The 19168-nt window shown below is 66.4% G+C and carries 21 protein-coding genes and 1 pseudogene; 15 read left to right on the forward strand and 7 right to left on the reverse strand.

What is annotated here, in order from left to right; translation table 11 throughout:
• Window positions 1–429 (forward strand): annotated as a pseudogene (locus tag NFX52_RS08815) (DUF1631 family protein); the annotation flags it as partial.
• A gap of 249 nt (window positions 430–678) precedes the next feature.
• Here the strand turns inward: NFX52_RS08815 and NFX52_RS08820 are convergent.
• The 3 genes from NFX52_RS08820 to NFX52_RS08830 form a co-directional block, all read right to left on the reverse strand.
• Window positions 679–2106, reverse strand: a complete 1428-nt coding sequence (locus NFX52_RS08820) for a sensor histidine kinase (protein WP_055398173.1) — start codon at window positions 2104–2106, stop codon at window positions 679–681.
• Window positions 2103–2777, reverse strand: coding sequence for a response regulator transcription factor (locus tag NFX52_RS08825; RefSeq protein WP_055398174.1), 675 nt, complete (start codon window positions 2775–2777; stop codon window positions 2103–2105). Before NFX52_RS08825 ends, NFX52_RS08820 begins: the two co-directional genes overlap by 4 nt.
• 125 nt (window positions 2778–2902) lie before the next feature.
• Window positions 2903–3280: a PepSY domain-containing protein gene (locus tag NFX52_RS08830; protein WP_055398255.1), complete on the reverse strand. Its 378-nt coding sequence runs from the start codon at window positions 3278–3280 to the stop codon at window positions 2903–2905.
• 117 nt (window positions 3281–3397) lie between these two features.
• On the opposite strand from NFX52_RS08830, the gene NFX52_RS08835 reads away from it, so the two are divergent.
• The 5 genes from NFX52_RS08835 to NFX52_RS08855 all read left to right on the forward strand — a co-directional run bounded on the left by NFX52_RS08835 (window position 3398) and on the right by NFX52_RS08855 (window position 7956).
• The gene (locus NFX52_RS08835; RefSeq protein WP_055398175.1) at window positions 3398–3811 is read left to right on the forward strand and encodes a DUF1924 domain-containing protein; all 414 of its coding nucleotides are present in this window, start codon (window positions 3398–3400) and stop codon (window positions 3809–3811) included.
• Between the two features lie 11 nt (window positions 3812–3822).
• Window positions 3823–4347 (forward strand): diheme cytochrome c, encoded by a 525-nt coding sequence (locus NFX52_RS08840; protein WP_055398256.1) that lies wholly within the window; start codon window positions 3823–3825, stop codon window positions 4345–4347.
• A gap of 16 nt (window positions 4348–4363) precedes the next feature.
• A complete protein-coding gene (locus NFX52_RS08845; protein WP_055398176.1) occupies window positions 4364–5128 on the forward strand; it encodes a cytochrome b/b6 domain-containing protein in 765 nt (254 codons plus the stop codon).
• Between the two features lie 31 nt (window positions 5129–5159).
• Window positions 5160–5324, forward strand: a complete 165-nt coding sequence (locus NFX52_RS08850) for a rubredoxin (RefSeq protein ID WP_055398177.1) — start codon at window positions 5160–5162, stop codon at window positions 5322–5324.
• Between the two features lie 100 nt (window positions 5325–5424).
• Window positions 5425–7956, forward strand: coding sequence for a cation-translocating P-type ATPase (locus NFX52_RS08855; RefSeq protein ID WP_055398178.1), 2532 nt, complete (start codon window positions 5425–5427; stop codon window positions 7954–7956).
• On the opposite strand, the gene NFX52_RS08860 is transcribed toward NFX52_RS08855, so the two are convergent.
• Window positions 7953–8573, reverse strand: coding sequence for a TetR/AcrR family transcriptional regulator (locus NFX52_RS08860; RefSeq protein WP_055398179.1), 621 nt, complete (start codon window positions 8571–8573; stop codon window positions 7953–7955). The two genes, NFX52_RS08855 and NFX52_RS08860, sit on opposite strands and share 4 nt — an antisense overlap.
• A gap of 136 nt (window positions 8574–8709) precedes the next feature.
• Between NFX52_RS08860 and NFX52_RS08865 the strand changes: the two genes are divergently transcribed.
• A complete protein-coding gene (locus NFX52_RS08865; protein ID WP_055398180.1) occupies window positions 8710–9531 on the forward strand; it encodes a metal-dependent hydrolase in 822 nt (273 codons plus the stop codon).
• A 22-nt stretch (window positions 9532–9553) separates the two neighbouring features.
• Here the strand turns inward: NFX52_RS08865 and NFX52_RS08870 are convergent, their stop codons facing one another.
• Complete coding sequence (locus NFX52_RS08870) at window positions 9554–10435, reverse strand: bile acid:sodium symporter family protein (protein ID WP_055398181.1); 882 nt, start codon at window positions 10433–10435, stop codon at window positions 9554–9556.
• Between the two features lie 16 nt (window positions 10436–10451).
• Window positions 10452–10976: an Mpo1 family 2-hydroxy fatty acid dioxygenase gene (locus NFX52_RS08875; protein WP_055398182.1), complete on the reverse strand. Its 525-nt coding sequence runs from the start codon at window positions 10974–10976 to the stop codon at window positions 10452–10454.
• Between the two features lie 133 nt (window positions 10977–11109).
• Here NFX52_RS08875 and NFX52_RS08880 point away from each other — a divergent pair, with 133 nt between their 5' ends.
• From NFX52_RS08880 to NFX52_RS08905, 7 genes are all read left to right on the forward strand, one after another.
• Window positions 11110–11814: a Crp/Fnr family transcriptional regulator gene (locus NFX52_RS08880; RefSeq protein WP_055398183.1), complete on the forward strand. Its 705-nt coding sequence runs from the start codon at window positions 11110–11112 to the stop codon at window positions 11812–11814.
• Between the two features lie 104 nt (window positions 11815–11918).
• Window positions 11919–13352, forward strand: coding sequence for an aldehyde dehydrogenase family protein (locus NFX52_RS08885; protein ID WP_207401949.1), 1434 nt, complete (start codon window positions 11919–11921; stop codon window positions 13350–13352).
• 89 nt (window positions 13353–13441) lie between these two features.
• Window positions 13442–14068 carry a DUF2889 domain-containing protein gene (locus NFX52_RS08890; RefSeq protein ID WP_055398184.1) on the forward strand — a complete coding sequence of 209 codons (627 nt, stop codon included), beginning with the start codon at window positions 13442–13444 and terminating at the stop codon, window positions 14066–14068.
• Between the two features lie 59 nt (window positions 14069–14127).
• Window positions 14128–14889 carry an SDR family oxidoreductase gene (locus tag NFX52_RS08895; RefSeq protein ID WP_055398185.1) on the forward strand — a complete coding sequence of 254 codons (762 nt, stop codon included), beginning with the start codon at window positions 14128–14130 and terminating at the stop codon, window positions 14887–14889.
• Between the two features lie 116 nt (window positions 14890–15005).
• Window positions 15006–15131, forward strand: a complete 126-nt coding sequence (locus tag NFX52_RS30860) for a hypothetical protein (RefSeq protein WP_255572555.1) — start codon at window positions 15006–15008, stop codon at window positions 15129–15131.
• 117 nt (window positions 15132–15248) lie between these two features.
• Entirely contained in the window at window positions 15249–16253 is a 1005-nt protein-coding gene (locus tag NFX52_RS08900; protein WP_082437435.1) for a hypothetical protein, read from the forward strand.
• The gene (locus NFX52_RS08905) at window positions 16250–16930 is read left to right on the forward strand and encodes a hypothetical protein (protein WP_082437436.1); all 681 of its coding nucleotides are present in this window, start codon (window positions 16250–16252) and stop codon (window positions 16928–16930) included. Before NFX52_RS08900 ends, NFX52_RS08905 begins: the two co-directional genes overlap by 4 nt.
• A gap of 28 nt (window positions 16931–16958) precedes the next feature.
• On the opposite strand, the gene NFX52_RS31080 is transcribed toward NFX52_RS08905, so the two are convergent.
• Window positions 16959–17468 (reverse strand): type IV pili methyl-accepting chemotaxis transducer N-terminal domain-containing protein, encoded by a 510-nt coding sequence (locus tag NFX52_RS31080; protein WP_252635610.1) that lies wholly within the window; start codon window positions 17466–17468, stop codon window positions 16959–16961.
• Window positions 17469–17980: 512 nt separating this feature from the next.
• Here NFX52_RS31080 and moaA point away from each other — a divergent pair.
• A complete protein-coding gene (moaA, locus tag NFX52_RS08915; protein ID WP_055398187.1) occupies window positions 17981–19120 on the forward strand; it encodes a GTP 3',8-cyclase MoaA in 1140 nt (379 codons plus the stop codon).
• Window positions 19121–19168: the final 48 nt, after the last annotated feature.

A 19168-nucleotide genomic window follows, 5' to 3' on the forward strand; every position in this document is an offset into this window, starting at 1 on the left:
CTGGAGGATGACGATCCGTGGGTCGCCCCGTCCGAGGCCAAGGAATCCGGCTATGTGGACATCTCACAGTCCCCGGTATCGGAGAGCGCCGAGCTTGTGCCCGAATCCACCAGCACCACCAACGGCCTGGCCACTTTGCCCCACCTGGCCTCAAGCGCGCCCTTGGCCCCATTGGCTGTTGGGACCTGGGTCAACCTGCAAGTGGCAGGCCAGTGGGAACGCACCCAGCTGTCCTGGATCGGCTCGCAAGGCCAGCTTTTCCTCTTCACCAGTGCCTCGGGCCGGACCCAATCGATGACCCTGCGGCTGCTGGAGCGGCTCTTCCACCAGGGCGCCGTGCAGGTGTTGACCGAGCAGACCGTGGTGGACGGCGCCCTGGATGCCGTGGCCCAGGCGGCCATGCGCAACAGCGTGGAGAGCAGGCTATGAATTTACTCCTAAAAACATAGCTTATAACGCTTGATGGATAAGCGCTAGAGCCCATTTTCAATCAAAACTAATATCCCATCTCCTTGGCCATCCGGCCAAGGCCCGCCACCTTCGCGGCACACCCTGGTGTTCCCCGGGTAGTCAAACTCCAACGGGGGTGCTACGCTGGGGGCGTCCAGTCCAAGGCTTTGCGACATTCGAGAGATTGAAGGGATTTGTCAGGGCCTTAGCCCGCTTCGGCGGGCTTTTTTACGCCGTCTCGAGCGCCGCGGGTAACACAAGCACCACCCGCAGGCCGCCCAGGTCGGCAGGCTCCAGATCCAGCCGCCCGCCGTACAGGGCCGCCAAGTCCTGCACGATGGCCAGGCCCAGCCCCGTGCCCGGCACCGTTTCGTCCAGCCGCACGCCACGCTCCACCGCCTGCGCACGCTGTGCCGCACCGATGCCGGGGCCGTCGTCCTCGACACTGACGACCATCTGGGGCGGCTGCCCGCCAAGGACCTGCGCTTGCAAGCGCACGGTGGACTGCGCCCATTTGCAGGCGTTGTCCAGCAGGTTGCCCAGCATTTCCTGCAGGTCCTGCGCTTCGCCCGCAAAGAACAGCGGGGCATCGGGCAGCGCCACCGTGATGTCCACCCCGCGCCCGGCATGCACCTTGTTCATCACGCGCACCAGTCCGCCCACCACCGGCTCCAGCGCCGTGCGCTGGCCGGGCAGGTGTGCCGATGCAGCCACGCGGGATCGCGCCAGGTGCCAGTCGATGTGGCGCCGCGCCACCTGCACCTGCTCGCGCACCGATGCAGCCAGCGCTGCGCCATCACGGGGTGCTGGCGCGCAGGCCGCGTTCTCCAGCACCGAAAGCGGGGTTTTCAAGGCATGCGCCAGATTGCCTGCCTGGGTGCGCGCGCGCTCCACCACTTCGGCATTGCGGGCCAGCACGGCGTTGAAGTCATCCACCAGTGGCTGCATCTCGGCAGGGTATGCGCCCTGCAACCGTGTGGTGCGTGCCTGCTGCACATCCTGCAAGCCCCGCTGCAGCGCCTGCAAGGGCTTGAGCCCTACGGCCACCTGGGCCCAGGCGGCTGCGGCCAGCAGCACCAGCAGGGCCGCCAGCGACAGCGCCAGTACGCGCGTGAACTGCGCGGTGGCCGCTTGGGTGGCCTGCAGATCGGCCGCCACGATCAGCCGCCAGCGTGCCGCATCCGTGCCCTCGGCACGCACGGTGCGCTCCAGCACCAGCAAGGGCGCGCCCTGCGGGCCTGCCACTTCGTGCACATGCACGGCACCGTCAGCCAGCGCATCCACCTGCAGGGTCAGGCTGGTGTCCCACAACGAGCGCGAGCGCAGCACCCCCGCTCGGCCGCGCCCATCGGGCGCCATGGCGTCCACCTGCCAGTACAGGCCCGAATAGGGTTTGAGCCAGCGCGGGTCCGACAGCGCCTGGGCAGCTATCCCCGGCTGGCCCTGGGCATCAAACTCCAGCCGCGCCGTGACCTGGTCCAGCTGCTGCACAAGGGCCGCCTCGAACTGGCGCTGCACATGCTCGCGGAACAGCCCACTCAGCACCAGGCCCGCCAGCACCACCGCCACCGTCAGCCCCGCCACGGTCACGGCCAGTAGCCGAAACCGCAGGGAACGTGACCAGTGCAAACCGCCGCGGTTCGCGCCCCGGTTCATGGCGGCACCAGGCGGTAGCCCATGCCACGCACCGTCTCGATACGAGCGGCGTGGACCGAAGCCGACTGCAGCTTCTTGCGCAGGCGCCCCACAAACACTTCGATGGTGTTGGAGTCCCGGTCAAAGTCCTGCGCGTAGATGTGTTCGGTCAGCTCGGCACGTGACACCAACACGCCAGGCCGGTGCATGAGGTAGTCGAGCACCTTGTACTCGTGCGCCGTGAGCGCCACGGGCTGTCCTGCGCAGGTCATGCGGCCGCTGCGGGTGTCCAGCGACCAGTCGCCACACTGCAGCACCGCAGACGCCTGCCCGCTGGCGCGGCGGATCAGCGCACGCAGGCGTGCCAGCAACTCTTCGAGGTGAAAGGGCTTGGTCAGGTAGTCATCGGCACCCGCATCAATGCCCGCCACCTTCTCGTGCCAGTTGTCCCGCGCGGTGAGGATCAGCACCGGCATGTTGCGCCCCTCGGCCCGCCAGCGCTTGAGCACCGTGAGCCCATCCACCACCGGCAAGCCCAGGTCCAGCACCACGGCATCCACAGCCTCGGTGTCGCCCAGAAACTGCGCGTCGCGCCCGTTGTCGGCCTCGTCCACGGTGTATCCCGCGCCTTGCAGCGCGGTGCGCAACTGGGTGCGCAGCTGCGTGTCGTCTTCTACGAGGAGGATGCGCATGGGCTATAGAACCTGTTCAGTGTCTTTTTAGGGTCGCACAAGTACCTTGCCCGAAGGGTTGGAGCGAAATCGGGCGATTGGAAGCCTCGTCTGCTTGCATGGGCACGAGCCCACGCAGGGCAGTCTTAGCGGTGTTCTCGGCCGGTACGTTGATCGTCGCGCGATTTGACGCGCAGCACCTCGGCCGTGCGTGCATCGAGCTTGACCTTGGTCAACTGCCCCGCAGGTGTGAGCAGCTTGATCTCGTAAATCCAGCGATCCCGCTCCTGCTCCAGCTCCACTTCGAGCACCTGGCCGGGCACTTCGCGCTGCAGGCGCTCCAGCACTGCAGGCAGCGGCAGCACCTGGCCCGCCTGCACGGCCTGCCGGGCGCGGTCGTGGTCGTCCTTGCCGCTGGCCAGGGCGTTTGGCGTGATTACCGCTGCCGCCCACAGCAGACAAGCCGCCGCGCCCCAGCGCATGGCGTGGCAGCGCTCTGAAGCATGGTGGGGGGAAAAAAACATGGGTGCATTGTCCCGCGCAGTGTCTGAACGGCCGATGAACAGCCCTTTCACGCGCCGTTCAGGCTGGGGTTTCAACAATGGCTGCATAGGACAACCAACACCCACAAGGACACCACGATGACAACCGTTCGCACCCTGGCCCTGGCTGCACTGTGCCTTTGGGCCGCAGCCAGCCCCAGCCACGCCGCCGACACCACCGCCGCCCAGCAGCTCGCGCACTGGAGCGCACAGGCAGGCAGCCCCGGCAACGCCGACAAGGGCAAGGTGTTCTTCACCACCCGGCACGGCGGCGAGTGGTCTTGCGCATCCTGCCACGGCACGCCGCCCACCGCGCAGGGCAAACACGCCAGCACCGGCAAGTCGATAGCGCCCCTGGCCCCTGCCTTCAACCCCAAGGCATTCACCGACACCGCCAAGGTGGACAAGTGGTTCCGCCGCAACTGCAACGACGTGCTGAGCCGCGAATGCACGGCCATGGAAAAGGCCGATGTGTTGGCCTACGTTAGCGCCTTCAACGCACTCAAGCCTTGAATCTCAACACCATGAAAAAACTTGCCCCCATTCGCCCCGCCGCCATGGCCGCAGCACTGTGCATGCTGGCCCTGCAGGCGCTCCCCAGCGCCCATGCAGACAGCGGGCGCGCCATGCCCCGCAACGTGCCTAGCGCCTACACGCAGGAATGCGCCGCCTGCCACACCGCCTACCCACCCGGGCTGCTGCCCGCCGCGTCGTGGAACCGCGTGATGACGGGGCTCGACAAGCACTATGGCACCGACGCATCGCTGGACGCGGCCACCGTGCGCCAGCTCAACCAGTGGCTGCAGTCCCACGCCGGCACCTACAAGCGCGTGAGCGAAGAGCCTCCCGAGGACCGCATCACCCGCTCGGCCTGGTTTGAGCGCAAACACCGAAAGATCGAGCCCGCCGCCTGGAAGCTTGCCAGCGTGAAAAGCGCCGCCAACTGCGCGGCCTGCCACACGGGTGCCGACCAAGGGCAATTTGACGACCACGACCTGCGCATGCCCGCGGGGCTGGATGCCCGATCACGCCGCGCCTGGAACGACTGAACCCAAGGAAAACACAATGCAAACCACCCCCTCCTTCGACCCGGTCAGCGCCACAGCGCAGCCAGCGACTGCCCAAACGCCCAGCCGCCGGGTCACCGACGCGCCCACGCGCATGTTCCACTGGCTGTTTGCGCTCTGCTTTGTGGGCGCCTACGCCACGACCGATGGCGAGCACTGGCGGCTGCTGCACGTCACGTTGGGCTACACCATGGCGGGCCTGCTGGGCTTTCGCGTGCTGTACGGAATCTTTGGCCCTCGCACTTCGGGCCTGGGCCTGCTGTGGCGCAAGCTGGCCGGGGCTCCCGCATGGCTGCGCACCCTGTCCCAAGCACGCTCTGCCAGCCAGGTGAGCCAGGTGAACTGGCGCCAGGGGCAAAACCTGCTGATGGCACTGGCGGTGCTGCTGCTGCTGGTCCTGGTCGTTCCTATCACCTTGAGCGGCTATGCCACCTACAACGATTGGGGCGACGTGTTGGGTGGCGACTGGATCGAAGAAGTGCACGAGTTCTTCGGAGAAGCCATGCTGTTTGTCGTGCTGGCCCACCTCGCATTGATTGCCAGCCTGAGCATGCTGCGGCGCAAGAATCAGGCGCTGCCCATGGTGACCGGGCGCGTGGAAGGCCCAGGGCCCAACCTGGTGCAGAAAAACCGCACCTGGCTGGCGGCCGCGCTGCTGCTGGCAGTGCTGGCCTTTGGCGCATGGGAGTGGCAGCAATCGCCCAATGGTTTGATTGCCAGCGGCACGACGAGCGAGCGCAGCAGACACCACGATGACGACTGAAGCCCATCAAAACAACTTTCAGGATCAACCCATGAAAATCTATATGTGCGTGGTCTGCGGCTGGATCTATGACGAAGCTGCAGGCTTGCCCGATGAGGGCATTGCGCCAGGCACCCTGTGGGCCGATGTGCCCGACGATTGGCGGTGCCCTGAGTGCAATGTGGGCAAGGCAGACTTTGTGCTGTGCGAGGTGTGAGTTGCAAGGTGTGATCTGGGAAACATCAGCACCAGCGCACGGACACTTTCACCGATCAAAGGTATAAGAAAGATCGTCTCAAGACTCCCCACGCCCCCAGATGCCTGCACAACCCCCACCGACTGGCCTTGACCCGGCCGTTGCCGCCCAACGCCTGCGTGAAGAAGGCCCCAACGAACTGGGCATCAGCCAGCGCCGCACGCTGCGCGACATGGCCTGGGACGTGGTGCGCGAGCCCATGTTCTTGCTGCTGCTGGGTGCAGGCGGCATCTACCTGGCGATGGGCGACGCGCACGAGGCCCTGATCCTGCTGGGGTTTGTGGTGATCATCATGACCATTACGGTGCTGCAGGAGCGCCGCACCGACAACACCCTCAACGCCCTGCGCGACCTCTCCAGCCCCCGCGCGCTGGCGCTGCGAGGCGGCACCATGGTGCGCATCGCAGGCCGCGATGTGGTGCGCGAGGACCTGCTGATGATTGCCGAGGGCGACCGCATCCCGGCTGACGGCACCCTGCTGCAGGCGCACGAGCTGGCCACCAACGAATCGATGCTGACCGGTGAATCCGAGCCCGTGGCCAAGCAGATTGCCGACAAGGTATTTGCAGGTACGCTGGTGGTCAGCGGCCAGGGCCTGCTGCAGGTGACGGCCGTGGGGCGCCACACCGAGCTGGGGCGCATTGGCCAGTCGCTCGACACCATTGCGCTGCAGGCCTCGCCTTTGCGTGAAGAAATGGCACGGCTCACCCACAAGCTCGTGCTGATCGGCCTGTCGCTGTGCGTGCTGCTGGTGGCCCTGTTCTGGGCACTGCGCGGCGACGCGTTGCAAGCAGTGCTGGCAGGCATCACCCTGGCCATGGGCATCCTGCCGCAAGAGCTTCCGGTGATCATGATCGTCTTCCTGGCCCTGGCTGCACGGCGGCTGGCGGCGCAGCAGGTATTGACGCGGCGGCTCAACGCCATCGAAACGCTGGGGCAGACCACAGTGCTGTGCGTGGACAAGACCGGCACCCTCACGCAAAACCGCATGGCCGTGGCCGCACTGTGCATTGCGGGCGAGGAGCTGGATGTGCAGAACCTGCCCGAAAAAGCAGCCGAAGCAAGTGGCACGGCGCTGCCAGAGGCCTTTCACGAACTGCTCGAATACGCCGTGCTGGCCAGCGAGATCGAACCGCACGACCCCATGGAGCAGGCCTTTCACCGCATGGCGGGGAATCATCTGGCAGGCACCGAGCACCTGCACCCCGCCTGGTCGCTGGCGCGCGAATATGAGCTCTCGCCCCAGCTGCTGGCCATGAGCCACTTGTGGCGCGACGGCACATCCGCGCACGACACCGTGGCCACCAAGGGTGCGCCCGAAGCCGTGGCCGACCTGTGCCACCTGCCTGACGCCGAGCGCGCCACCGTCAGCGCCCAGGCCGCTCGGCTGGCCGATCGGGGCCTTCGAGTGCTGGGCGTGGCCAAGGCCCGGCACCGCGTGCAAGACGACTGGCCCGGCATTCAGCACGACTTTGACTTTGAATGGCTGGGCCTCGTGGCCCTGGCCGACCCCCTGCGACCCGAGGTGCCCCAGGCGATTGCAGAGTGTCACCAGGCGGGTATCCGCGTGGTGATGATCACGGGCGACCACCCCCGCACCGCACGCGCGATTGCAGCCCAGGCGGGCATCGCCCACGACGAAGTCGTCACCGGCGATGACATGGCCTTGATGTCCCCCGATATGCTCACCAGCAAAGTCCGGCAGGTCAGCGTGTTCGCACGCATCAAGCCGCACCAGAAGCTCGCGCTGGTCGAAGCCCTCAAGGCCCAGGGCGAGGTGGTGGCCATGACGGGCGACGGCGTGAACGACGCCCCTGCCCTCAAGGCCGCCCACATCGGCATCGCCATGGGCCAGCGCGGCACCGACGTGGCGCGCGAGGCTGCAGCGCTGGTGCTGCTGCAGGACGATTTCGCAGCCATTGTTCAGGCCATCCACCGGGGGCGGCAGACCTTTGCCAACCTGCGCCAGGCCATGGTCTACACGCTCGCCGTGCATGTGCCCATCATCGGGCTGGCGCTGCTGCCGGTGCTTTTTGGGCTGCCGCTGGTGCTGGCACCGCTGCACATTGCGTTTCTGGAACTGGTCATCGACCCCGCCTGCTCCATCGTCTTTGAGGCCGAGGAAGGTGCGGCCGACCTTATGCAGCAGCCGCCGCGCCGCGCCGATGAACCCTTGCTTTCAGCCCGCCACATCCTGCTGAGCCTGGCGCAGGGCGGCGTGGTGACGGCTGCCGTGGTGAGCCTCTATGCCTGGCTGCTGGGCCAGGCCGCGCATGCTGCCACGGCCAGCACGGCCGCCTTCGTGGTGCTGGTGGCTGCCAACGCAGCACTCATCCTGCCCAGCCGCAGCAACCAGACCAGCTGGCGCAGCCTGTGGGCGGGCCTCACACCCGTCAGCCTGTGGGTGCTGGGCGGCACACTGGCGGCGTTGACGGCTATCACCACCGTGCCTTGGCTTGCCGCAGCGTTCAGGTTCGCGCCGCTGTCATTCCCTCAGTGGTTGGCGGCCCTGGGCGCCGGGTTGGCTTTGGTAGCGGTTTTTCAAGGCTGCAAACGCTGGCTCCACGTCGCCACCACACCCCGCCACAGTTAAAACTCCGCCGCAATCGCAGCCCGCAGCAGCGCCGCAGCAGGCTTCACCAGTTCCTGCAAAGCCCCAGCCCGACCTTGCTCGATGGACTGCAGCACCATCTCATTGATGCCTCCCACCACGGCCATGGCCATCACGGGCTTCAAGGGAAGATGGCGTTGGCCCTGATCGCCAGTACGGGTGTTCACCACCTCCAGCATCAGGTCCACCAGGTGCTGATTGGCCCGCCGCCGCGCGGCCAGGCCGGGCATGCCCAGGCCCAGGATTTCAATGAACAGAGTGCGCAGCAGAACCGGATTGCAGGCCAGCGCACCAAAGTACGCCGACAGCGCCTGCTCCACCTGGGCCTGCCAATCGCTTTGGGGGTTGATGGCGCCACGCAGCACCGCCAGTGCGTTGCCGCTTGCCGATTCGTACAGCGCTGTCAGGCATTCGGCCTTGTCGGCAAAGTTCTCGTAGAAAGTACGCCGCGAGACGCCAGCCTCGCGCACGATGTCTGCAATCGTGGTGTCGGCATAGCCTTTGGTCGCCACGGCGCGGGCCATGCCCTGCAGCAGGCGATCCCGATGCTCCTTACCCTCGGTGGCGCCAGGTCGGGGGGCGGCTTGCAGTGCGGTCATGCTGGCAGATTCCCTTGGGGTTAACAGGTACTTGACAGTACCACATGCGCACTCCATGATTCCTCACCACTGGTACTACAACGTACCAAACCACAAAGACGTTATCTTTTTACCGAGCTCCCGGAGATCCATCCCCATGACCGAACTCGTCGTGCGACGCCTGCTCATTGACCTGGAAACGCCTTTTGACCGCCACTGGTGCGGCGGCGATGCGTTTCGCACGGCGTTCTTCAATGCGCTGTCGATGAGCTTCCCGGTGGGGGAGCAGTTCTTCATCGACGCTGTGAAGGGCGGGCACAAAGCCATGCCGCCCGAGCAACACGCGCAATTTGCCGACGAGGTGCGCGGCTTCATCGGACAAGAGGCCACTCACCGCCGCATCCATGCGCTGTTCAATGGGCACCTCGAAAAGCAGGGCCTGGTCAACGAATGGGCGTCCCGCGCGCAGGAGCGCATGAAGCTTTTTGCCGGAGCCGACCCACGCCACCCCCTGGCCGTGACGGCTGCCAACGAGCACTTCACCGCGCTGCTGGCCGAATGGCTGCTGGCCCACCCCGAAACACTGGCGGGAGCCGAACCCCGCCTGGCCACGATGTGGCAATGGCACTGCGCCGAAGAGGCCGAGCACAAGAACACGGCGTTCGACATCTACCAGGCGCTGGGCGGCAACCACGAGTGGCGCATCACCTGGTTCCGCCGCATCACCCTCGTCTTCTTGGGCGACGCCTTGCGCCAGACGGTGCTGAACCTGCGCCGCGACGGAACCCTGTGGAAATGGACCACCTGGGCCAGTGCGGCGCGCACGCTGTTTGGCAAGGGCGGCCTGGTGCGCGAAACCTGGCGCCCATGGCGCGAATACCTGCGCCGCGACTTTCACCCCAGCCAGCACGGCACGGACCTGTCACAGCAATGGCTGACCCAGCACAGCGACGCCTACGTGCCCGTGGGCGCACGCTGAGCCACAACGCCAGAATGCTGTTTCAGGCGCTGACGGCGGCCGCTGGCTGGGCACCACGCCGCAGCACCAGCCCACCAAACAGCGTCGCCAGTATGTACATGCTGACCGAGTAGATGGCCGCAGGCAGTGCCAGCTGAAAGTTGCCCAGCACCGACAGCGCGATGAAGATGGCCAGCGTGGAGTTGTGGATGCCGATCTCGAAACTGATGGCCGTGGCCATGGACTTGTCGAGCCCCGCCGCCCGCGACAGGTAGTACCCCGACGCAAGACTGATCGCATTGAACAACAACACGGCCGGACCGATGCCCGCGAAGGACTCGACCAGCGCCGTCCACTCCTTGGCAATCGCAATCAGCGCAAAAGCGGCCAGCACCACGGCGCTGAAAATCTTCATGGGCTTTTCCATGCGGGCGCTGAAGGCCGGCGCGCGCCGGTGCACCGCCATGCCCAGCACCACCGGCACGAGCACGATGACGATCACCTCGACCACCTTGCCAAACTGCAGTGGCACCACCTGGCCCGTGTGCGCAAAGGTGTTGATCGCCCAGTTGGTGATGAGCGGCAGGCTCACGATGGACAACACGGTGTTGATGGCGGTGAGCGAGATGTTCATCGCCACATTGCCACCAAAAAGATGGCTGAACAGGTTGGCCGACACCCCACCCGGTGAAGCCGCCAGCAGCATCAGTCCCACCGCGTAGAGTGGCGCCACGCCCAGCAGCACGATGAGGGCGTAGCACGCCGCTGGCAGCACCAGCACCTGCAGCACCAGAGCCAGCACCACGGCACGCGGATGCTGCAGCAGGCGCTTGAAGTCGCCCACCGTGAGCGAAAGGCCCAGGCCGAACATGACCAGCCCCAGGGCGATGAACAACAAGGTGGGAAGTATGGAAACAAAGCTCATGGGTCACGCGCGGGGCTTATGCAGGTGCCTGGCCGGTGCGCAGTCGCACCGGGCCGCTGCGCCGCTCGATCGCCGCCTGCACTTCCTTGCGCAAACCCAGCGCAAAGGCCCACTCGGCCACCACAAACAGCGGGCCGACGATCAGGCCCACCAAGTCGTCCACAAACGCGGGCTTGCGACCTTCGTAGTAGTGGCCCACGAACTGAATCACCCAGCCGACGGCAAACAGGCCGATGCCCGTGGCCAGCCACACCGCCATGCTCTGCAAAGCTACCCACTGCCCCCCCACCAGCATGGCCGCCAGCAGGGTCGCCATGGCCAGGCCAAAACGCATATCCAGCCGGAAGTAGAAGACGCTGGCCGCCAGCGCAGCGAACAGCGCAGGGCTCAGCGGCAACGCGCCCGCCATCCAGGTCGGGCGCGACAGCAGGATGACCACCGCAAACATGATCATCGGGACGCCCACAAAATGGGTGTGGATGTTGCGCGGGTCGCGGTGGTAGTCGGCGTACTGCGCAAGGTGGTCGATCAGGGTTTTCATGGGTGTCTCCGGCTGTTGTTTTGAGCAGCATCAATACTCGCCCCGGGGCATTGCCAGCGTCTGTCGTGCAGACGACAAAAAGGCACACTCCCACGGCACCGCCCCACCCTGCCTCGCGCCCAATCTGCACTGCATGACCGACCCCGCCACCTATCTGCCCGTCCTCCAGTCCGGCCGCTGGTTTGCCCACCTGCCGCCCGACTTTGCCCAGCCGCTGCTGGCCATGGCACAGGTGCGCCATTTGCAGACGGGCGAAGTGCTGTTTCTGCGCGGCGATGCGCCCTGCGGGCTGTATGCGGTGGTGCGCGGCGCGGTCAGCATCTCGGGCACTGGCGGCCGGGCCGACGAGGCGCGGGCCGCGCTGCTGATCCGCCTGGAGCCGCCACACTGGTTTGGCGAAATCTCGGTGTTCGACAACTCCGCACGCACGCACGACGCGCAGGCCACCGAGCCCACCACGCTGCTGCACATTCCGCACGAGCGGCTGCAGGCGTGGCTGCAGGCCCACCCGCAGCACTGGCATGCGCTCGCGCTGCTGCTCACCGACAAGCTGCGCTCGGCCTTTGTGGCCATGGAAGAGCTGGCCCTGTTGCCTGCGCCACAACGCCTGGCGCGCCGCCTGGTGATGATGGCCGAGGGCTACGGCCAGTGGACGGCCGAGGGGCGGTCGCGCCGCGTGCTGTCCATCTCGCAAGAGCAGTTGTCGCTGATGCTGGCCATCTCGCGCCAAACCACAAACCAGATCCTCAAGGACCTGGAATCGCGCCACCTGGTGCGCGTGCAACGCGGCGAGCTGGAGATTCTGGACCTGGCGGCACTGCGCGCCACCTGCTATTGAATTGCTATTAAATATATAGCTACCAGCGCTTTACCAACAAGCGCCAGAAGCATTTTTTACTTAAATAATAAGCACACATTTCATTTCCGGGCAAAATGACGGCCATGCAACTGAACTACATCGCCAACGCCTCGGTGCCGTCCGCCTCGGGCCGCACGATTGCCATGATCGACCCGTCCGACGGCCAGCCCTTCGACGAGATCCAGCGCAGCAACGCCGACGACATCGACGCGGCGGTGCATGCGGCCCGCCAGTGCTACCACGCGGTGTGGCAGAAGCTGGCGCCGGTGGAGCGCGGCCGACTGCTGCAAAAGCTCTCGGCCAAGATCCTGGAGCATGCGGACGAGCTGACGGCGCTGGAGCAGCGCGACTGCGGCAAGCCCACCAAGCAGGCACGCGCCGACGCGATTGCGCTGGCGCGCTACTTCGAGTTCTACGCCGGTGCGTGCGACAAGTTCCACGGCGAGACGATCCCCTACCCCGACGGCTACAGCGTGCTGACCTGGCGCGAGCCCCACGGCGTGACGGGCCATGTGATCCCCTGGAACTACCCCATGCAGATCTTCGGCCGCAGCGTGGGCGGCGCGCTGGCGGCGGGCAATGTGTGCGTGGTCAAACCCGCGGAAGACGCCTGCATGTCACTGATCCGCGTGGCGCAGCTGGCGGCCGAGGTGGGCTTTCCCTCCGGCGCGCTCAACATCGTCACCGGCTACGGCCACGAGGTGGGCGACGCGCTGGCGCGCCACCCCGGCATCGACCACATCAGCTTCACCGGCAGCCCCAAGATCGGCACGCTGATCCAGCAGGTGGCTGCCGAGCGCCACTGCCCCGTGACGCTGGAGCTGGGCGGCAAGAGCCCGCAGATCATCTTTGCGGATGCGGACCTCGATGCCGCCATCCCCGTGGTAATCAACGCCATCGTGCAGAACGCCGGGCAGACCTGCTCGGCCGGCTCGCGCGTGCTGATCGACTCGCTGATTTATGAACCCCTGCTGGAGCGCCTGGGCAAGGCGTTTGAAAAGTTGCGCGTCGGCCCCGCCGCCATGGACCTGGACGTGGGCCCGCTTATCCGCCAGACGCAGCAGCAGCGCGTGTGGGACTTTCTGTCGGACGCGCAAGTGGCCGGCATCCCCATGGTGGCCCAGGGCGTGGTAGTGGACGAAGCGCCCGAGACCGGCTACTACCAAGCCCCCACCCTGCTGCGCGATGTACCCGTGGGCCACCGCCTGGCACAGGAAGAAGTCTTCGGCCCCGTGCTGTCGGCGATGGCCTTTCAGGACGAAGACCATGCGGTGGAGCTGGCCAACGCCACGCAATTCGGCCTGGTAGCCGGTATCTGGACGCGCGATGGCGCCCGCCAGTTCCGCATGGCCAAGCGCGTGCACAGCGGACAGGTGTTCATCAACAACTATGGCGCTGCGGGTGGTGTGGAGCTGCCGTTTGGCGGCGTCAAATCCAGCGGCTACGGGCGCGAAAAGGGCTTTGAGGCGCTGTACGGCTTCACCACCCTGAAGACGGTCGCCATCAAGTACGGTTAATCGCGCTTCAGTGGTGTCACGCCTGCGCACGACGGCGCGGCCGTGCACCGCTAATCTCTGATCCTCTGTACGACGATTTTTCTTTTGCCATGCCCCTGAGCCCCCCCGCACCCCGCACCCTCAAGCATGTCCGCCGGGTCAACTACCAGGGCTTTGAACGCGACGATGGCCTGTGGGACATCGAAGGCGAGCTGCACGACAGCAAGGCCTACGACGCCCCCTCGCACCGCGACCCGACGCGCACGCGCCTGGCGGGTGAGGCCATCCACCACATGTGGCTGCGCGTGACCGTGAACCGCCAACTGGTGGTGCAGGCGGTGGACGTGTCCATGGACTCGCACCCGCTCAAGGGCTGCACCGAGGCCCAGGCCGCACTGCAGCGCATGGTGGGCTGCGGCATGGCACGCGGCTGGCGCCAGGCCATCCAGAAGCACCTGGGCGGCGTAGAAAGCTGCACGCATTTGCGCGAACTTCTGTTCAACCTGGCCACGGCGGCCTTTCAGTCAGTGCCTGCCGTCTTTTCGTCCAGCAACCCCGACGAACCGCCACGCCACCTGGGCCAGTGCACGGGCTGGGACTTCAACGGCAGCGGCGTGAAGGAATACTTTCCGCAGTTTTATGGCCGGGTGCCGCAGGCGCCTGCCGCCATGGCCACAGACACCTCCCCGCAGTCACCCACCACCGAAATATCCGTCAAATCAGCCTCTAGCGCTTGATAGACAAGCGCTAGCAGCTATCAAATTTGATACTACCCAACAAACCCATCGGAGAGCCCATGCGCGCACAGAACAAATCCATCATCGTCACCGGCGCCGGCAACGGCATTGGCGAAGGCATCGCCAAGCGCTTGGCCGCTGAAGGCGGCAAGGTCATCGTCAACGACATCAACGAGGCCGGGGGCCAGCGCGTGGTGGCCGAAATCGCGGCAGCCGGCGGCACCGCCGCGTTCTTCAAGGCCGACGTGACGAAATCCGCCGAAGTGAAGGCCATGGTCGACGAAGCCGTGCGCCTGTACGGCCGCCTGGACGTGGTGGTAAACAACGCAGGCTGGACGCACCGCAACCGCCCCATGCTCGAAGTGAGCGAGGACGAGTTCGACAAGGTCTATGCCATCAACATGAAGAGCATCTACCTGAGTGCCATCCACGCCGTGCCCGCGCTGCGCCAGTCCGGGGGCGGCAGCATCATCAACATCGCGTCCACCGCCGGGCTGCGTCCGCGCCCAGGCCTGACCTGGTACAACGGCTCCAAGGGCGCCGTCATCATCACCAGCAAGTCCATGGCCGCTGAGCTGGGCCCCGACAACATCCGCGTGAACTGCATCAACCCCGTGTTCAACCCCGACACCGGCCTGGCCGCCGAGTTTGCGGGCGGCCCGGTGGACGATGCGCGCCGCGCCAAGTTCCTGGCCACCATTCCGCTGGGCCGCTTCTCCACCGCGCTGGACGTGGCCAACGCGGCGCTGTACCTGGCGAGCGACGAGGCGTCGTTCATCAGCGGCGTGTGCATCGAGGTGGATGGCGGACGCTGCGTGTAAAGGCCCCGAGCGCGCTCGCAAGCCACCATCACTTGCGTTTGCGCGCGCGCCCAATCCGCACCAAGGCAGTGCGGATTGATTTGACGGTCTTGAAACCGCTGCCTATAGTGCCGCCGATGTTTGCGAGCCACTCCACCGCCACGACCGCCAGCGCCACAGCGCCGCTGCGCCGTGCCGCGCGCTCGCAGGCCACGCTCCAGGCCGGTGACCACCAAGTCTGCACCCTCGCTGCAGATTCCTGAGCCCGGCGACACCCCCTCCCCTCCGCATTCTTTTCGCGCACCTCCTGTCGCCGGGCCCCACGCCCAGCGCCAGCTTGCGCCTTGGCCACGGCCGGGGCGCGGACGTCAGGAGTGTCCATGCCCCCGTTCCCTTCGGGCGAGATTTCGCTCGCCCCGCGCGCACCCGCGCATCCACTTGCTACCGCTGCGCTCGCGCGCGACGGTTCTGCCGATCAGGCCGTGGCCCACGCAGCCGCCGCCACTGCCGACATCACCCGCCACTTCATCCGTGCCAAGCAGCCCTGCGCCGACGGCTATCGCTGGTACCTGCGCCGCCAGGAGGGCGCCAGCAACTACCAGGCGCTGCTGGACGACCTGGTGCGCGAGGGCCGTGTGGAAGACGCTTGCTGGATGCTGGACCAGTTCGGCCCCACCAACGATGTGCTGGAGGTGGACCACCTGGAGGCAGACGCGCTGGTGTTTGCGGGTAGCGTGCGCTGCCGGGGCCACGCCGACGTAGGGGGAGTGGTGCGCACGGGCCGCAGCCTCAGCGTGCTGGGCGGCCTGCGGGTGGGTGGAGCACTGCGCGTGGGCGAAGACCTGCGCGTGGCGGGCGCAGTGCGCTGCGAAGGCAGCGCGCGGCTGCACGGCGATGCGCGCGTGGGCTGGTCGCTGACAGTGGCGCAGCGGCTGCAGTGCACAGGCAGCCTGCGTGTGGGCGGCGAGCTGGACTGCGGGGCTACCGCCCACGTCGGCGGCCACTGCCGGGTGACCCAGGATCTGCGGGTGGTGGGCGACCTGGGTTGCGACGGCGGCATCAAGGTGGGTGGCCACCTGCAAACCGATGCTGCCGTGCAGGCTGCCCGGGGCGTGTGGGTAACGGGCGACGTGGACTGCAAGGGCCACCTGCAAGTGGGCTGGGGTGTGCGGGCCGGTGGGCACATTCACGCCGGAGGGGCCATCCGTGCGGGCGAAAGCCTGTGGGCGGGCGAAACCATTACGGCGGGTGAGGCCTACGGCGTATACGCAGGCCTGGTGGTGCCGCTGCCCGACTGGCCCCACAGCGCCCAGGTGTGCGCCCGCGAACAGCCTGCACGCCTGCTGAGCGGCTGCTGGACCGATGGCCAGGGGAACACGCCATGATGGCCATCGCCTGCAGCCTCTGCGACCCACGCGACGCCACCGTCATCGCCAACACGTGGCCCGGCCAGGGCTTGCTGGGCCAGTGGGCCCAGCGGCTGACCGAACTGCGCATCGACGTGGATCTGTCGGGCCGCGACATCCAGCGCGAGTTCGAGGCGCTGTACGACCGCATCCGCACCAACCACCGCACGCGCGATGCGATGCAGCCGTTGCCCTTGCATCTGCATGGGCTGGTGTTTCGCCTGCGCGAGGCCGACGGCGAATACTTTGTGTATGCCATCGACCCGCAGCGCAACCGCATCGTGGCCTACACCGTGTTCAACCGGCTGGTCGAAGTGGACCGCCGCACCGACCGCCACCTGCGTGCGCCCCACACCAAGGTGGTGGACGGCTACCGCCGCATGGGCATTGCATCAGCCATCTACCGATGGTGGCTGGACTCAGGGAGGAGCCTGATAACAGGCGCACGCCAGTCGGCCGGCGCCCATGGCCTGTGGATGGCCCTGGCACGCGACTACGAACTGGCAGCGGCGCGCATCGACACCCACAAACGCGTCCAGCAGCTGCCGCTTCCACCACCCCCAGGGTTTTTCAACGCGCTGGACACCCGGCTGGTGCTGGTGGGGCGCGATTGCCGCCTGGCGGACTTCATGCAGCATGCGGGCTGGGGCGGCTGATCGGGTGACCCCGGCCGCTCCCTGCCTCTCAGCCCAGCACCTCGCGCAGGGCAGCGTCGTACAGGCCGGTGAGCTTGTCCATCACCCCCAGCAGGCGTTCGCTGGTGGTGGCCACGGCGTTCAGCCCCGCGTCATCGGCCGGGCGGCGCAGCGCGGATTCAAAAAACAGCCACTGTGAGTCGGCCAACTCCAGCTCGTTGCGGATGGACGATGTGGACACGGGCGCCGCCTTCAATGTCTGCAAGGCCTGGCGGAAGTCCGCCGCATCGGACGCCAGCTGCGCCTGCACCACCTTGGAATCCACCTTGGCAGCACTCAAAAAGTAGTTCTTGGCCAGGCGCTGCGACAGCATGCGCTGGCGGCCCGCCAGGTTCACCAGGCGGGCACTGGGGGCCTGTGCCAATTTTTCGATGGCCTCGGTCACGGCCTGCGCAATGAGCAGCGTTCGATCGGCCTGTTCCGATGCCGCCGCTACCAGGGCCGTGGTGGTGGCGGGCGCCGAAGTCATCTGGTTGAGCAGGGCAAACTGCTTTTGCACTTCTGCCAGCTGCCCCCCCGACTTCTGCAGGCCACTGGCCCGACTGCATGCCTCGGGCCAGTTCGCCGCTGCCCGTCTGCACCATCTTGCGCGCCAGCCCCATCACATCCACCGCCGCAGCAGGCAGCACTTGCAGGTACTGCTGGCAATAGGCCTTGGCCATGCGCTGCGACAGTGCGCGAAACCAGCCCGCATAGTTGATGGCCCCCGACAACCCCATCTGCGCCTGGGCTCCAGTCGCCCAAGTTGCCCAGGTGGGCAGCAGAACACCCGCCGCCACCCACTGAAGGGCCACACGGCGCTGGCATGGCGTGGCATCGGCAGAAAATTCGCGCGTCAACATGGGAATCCCCTTGAAATCGAATGGGCAGATTGTTGCAACGCAGCAACCAGAACGCCCTGCGCCATGTCAAAGGCGGGCCATACCAGCGCCTGGGCAAAACTTGACCGCGATCAACTCCGCGCGCAGGGGCTTGCCCCCTCTGCAGGCCCCCTTGCGGCAAAATCACGCCATGGCCGAACGTGTGATTCCTCTGGTGGACCAACGCATCGCCGCTCTGGCGGCGCGGGTGCCCATACACCCCGTGGCCCCCACAGGCCTGCTCACCGACACCCGGGGCCGCCCGCTGCGCGACCTGCGCATCAGCGTGACGGACCGCTGCAACTTCCGCTGCAACTACTGCATGCCCAAGGAAGTGTTCGACAAGGACTACCCTTACCTGCCCCATGGCGCGCTGCTGAGTTTTGAAGAGATCACGCGGCTGGCAAAGCTCTTCCTGGCGCATGGCGTGCGCAAGATCCGCCTGACCGGTGGCGAGCCCCTGCTGCGCAAGAACCTGGAAGCGCTGGTGGCGCAGCTGGCCCAGCTGCGCACGGTTGACGGGCTGGCGCCCGACCTCACGCTGACCACCAACGGATCGCTGCTGGCGCGCAAGGCCAAAGCGCTGAAAGACGCGGGCCTGAACCGCGTGACCGTGAGCCTCGACGGCCTGGACGACGCCGTGTTTCGCCGCATGAACGATGTGGACTTTCCGGTGGTCGACGTGCTGGCGGGCATCGAAGCGGCGCACGCCGCCGGGCTGTCGCACATCAAGGTCAACATGGTCGTCAAGCGCGGCACCAACGACCACGAAATTTTGCCCATGGCCCGCCACTTCCGGGGCTCGGGCACCACGCTGCGTTTCATCGAATACATGGACGTGGGCGCCACCAACGGCTGGCGCATGGACGAAGTGCTGCCCTCGGCCGAGCTGATCAAACGCCTGCGCGCCGAGTTGCCGCTGGTCCAGCTCGACCCCAGCAGCCCCGGCGAAACCGCCGAGCGCTGGGGCTATGCCAATGCCGCAGGCCAATATGACCTCGCCCTGGGCGAGGTGGGCGTGATCAGCAGCGTGACCCAGGCGTTTTGCCACGACTGCAACCGCGCGCGCCTGTCCACCGAAGGCAAGCTTTACCTGTGCCTATTTGCCTCCGAGGGCTACGACCTGCGAACCCTGCTGCGCGGCGGCGCCAGCGACGAGGCGATTGCCTCGGCCATCGCGCCCATCTGGCAGCAGCGCAGCGACCGCTATTCGGAGCTGCGCAGTAGCCTGCCTGCGGATACCACGCCTGGTGGCGCGCGGCGGGTGGAGATGAGCTACATCGGGGGCTAGCGCTATGGGCCTAGATGATCTAGCGCCAGATGTGCAGGCGTTTGTCCT

Origin of the sequence: Acidovorax facilis, from assembly GCF_023913775.1 — a bacterium.
GTDB classification, from domain to species: domain Bacteria; phylum Pseudomonadota; class Gammaproteobacteria; order Burkholderiales; family Burkholderiaceae_C; genus Acidovorax; species Acidovorax facilis.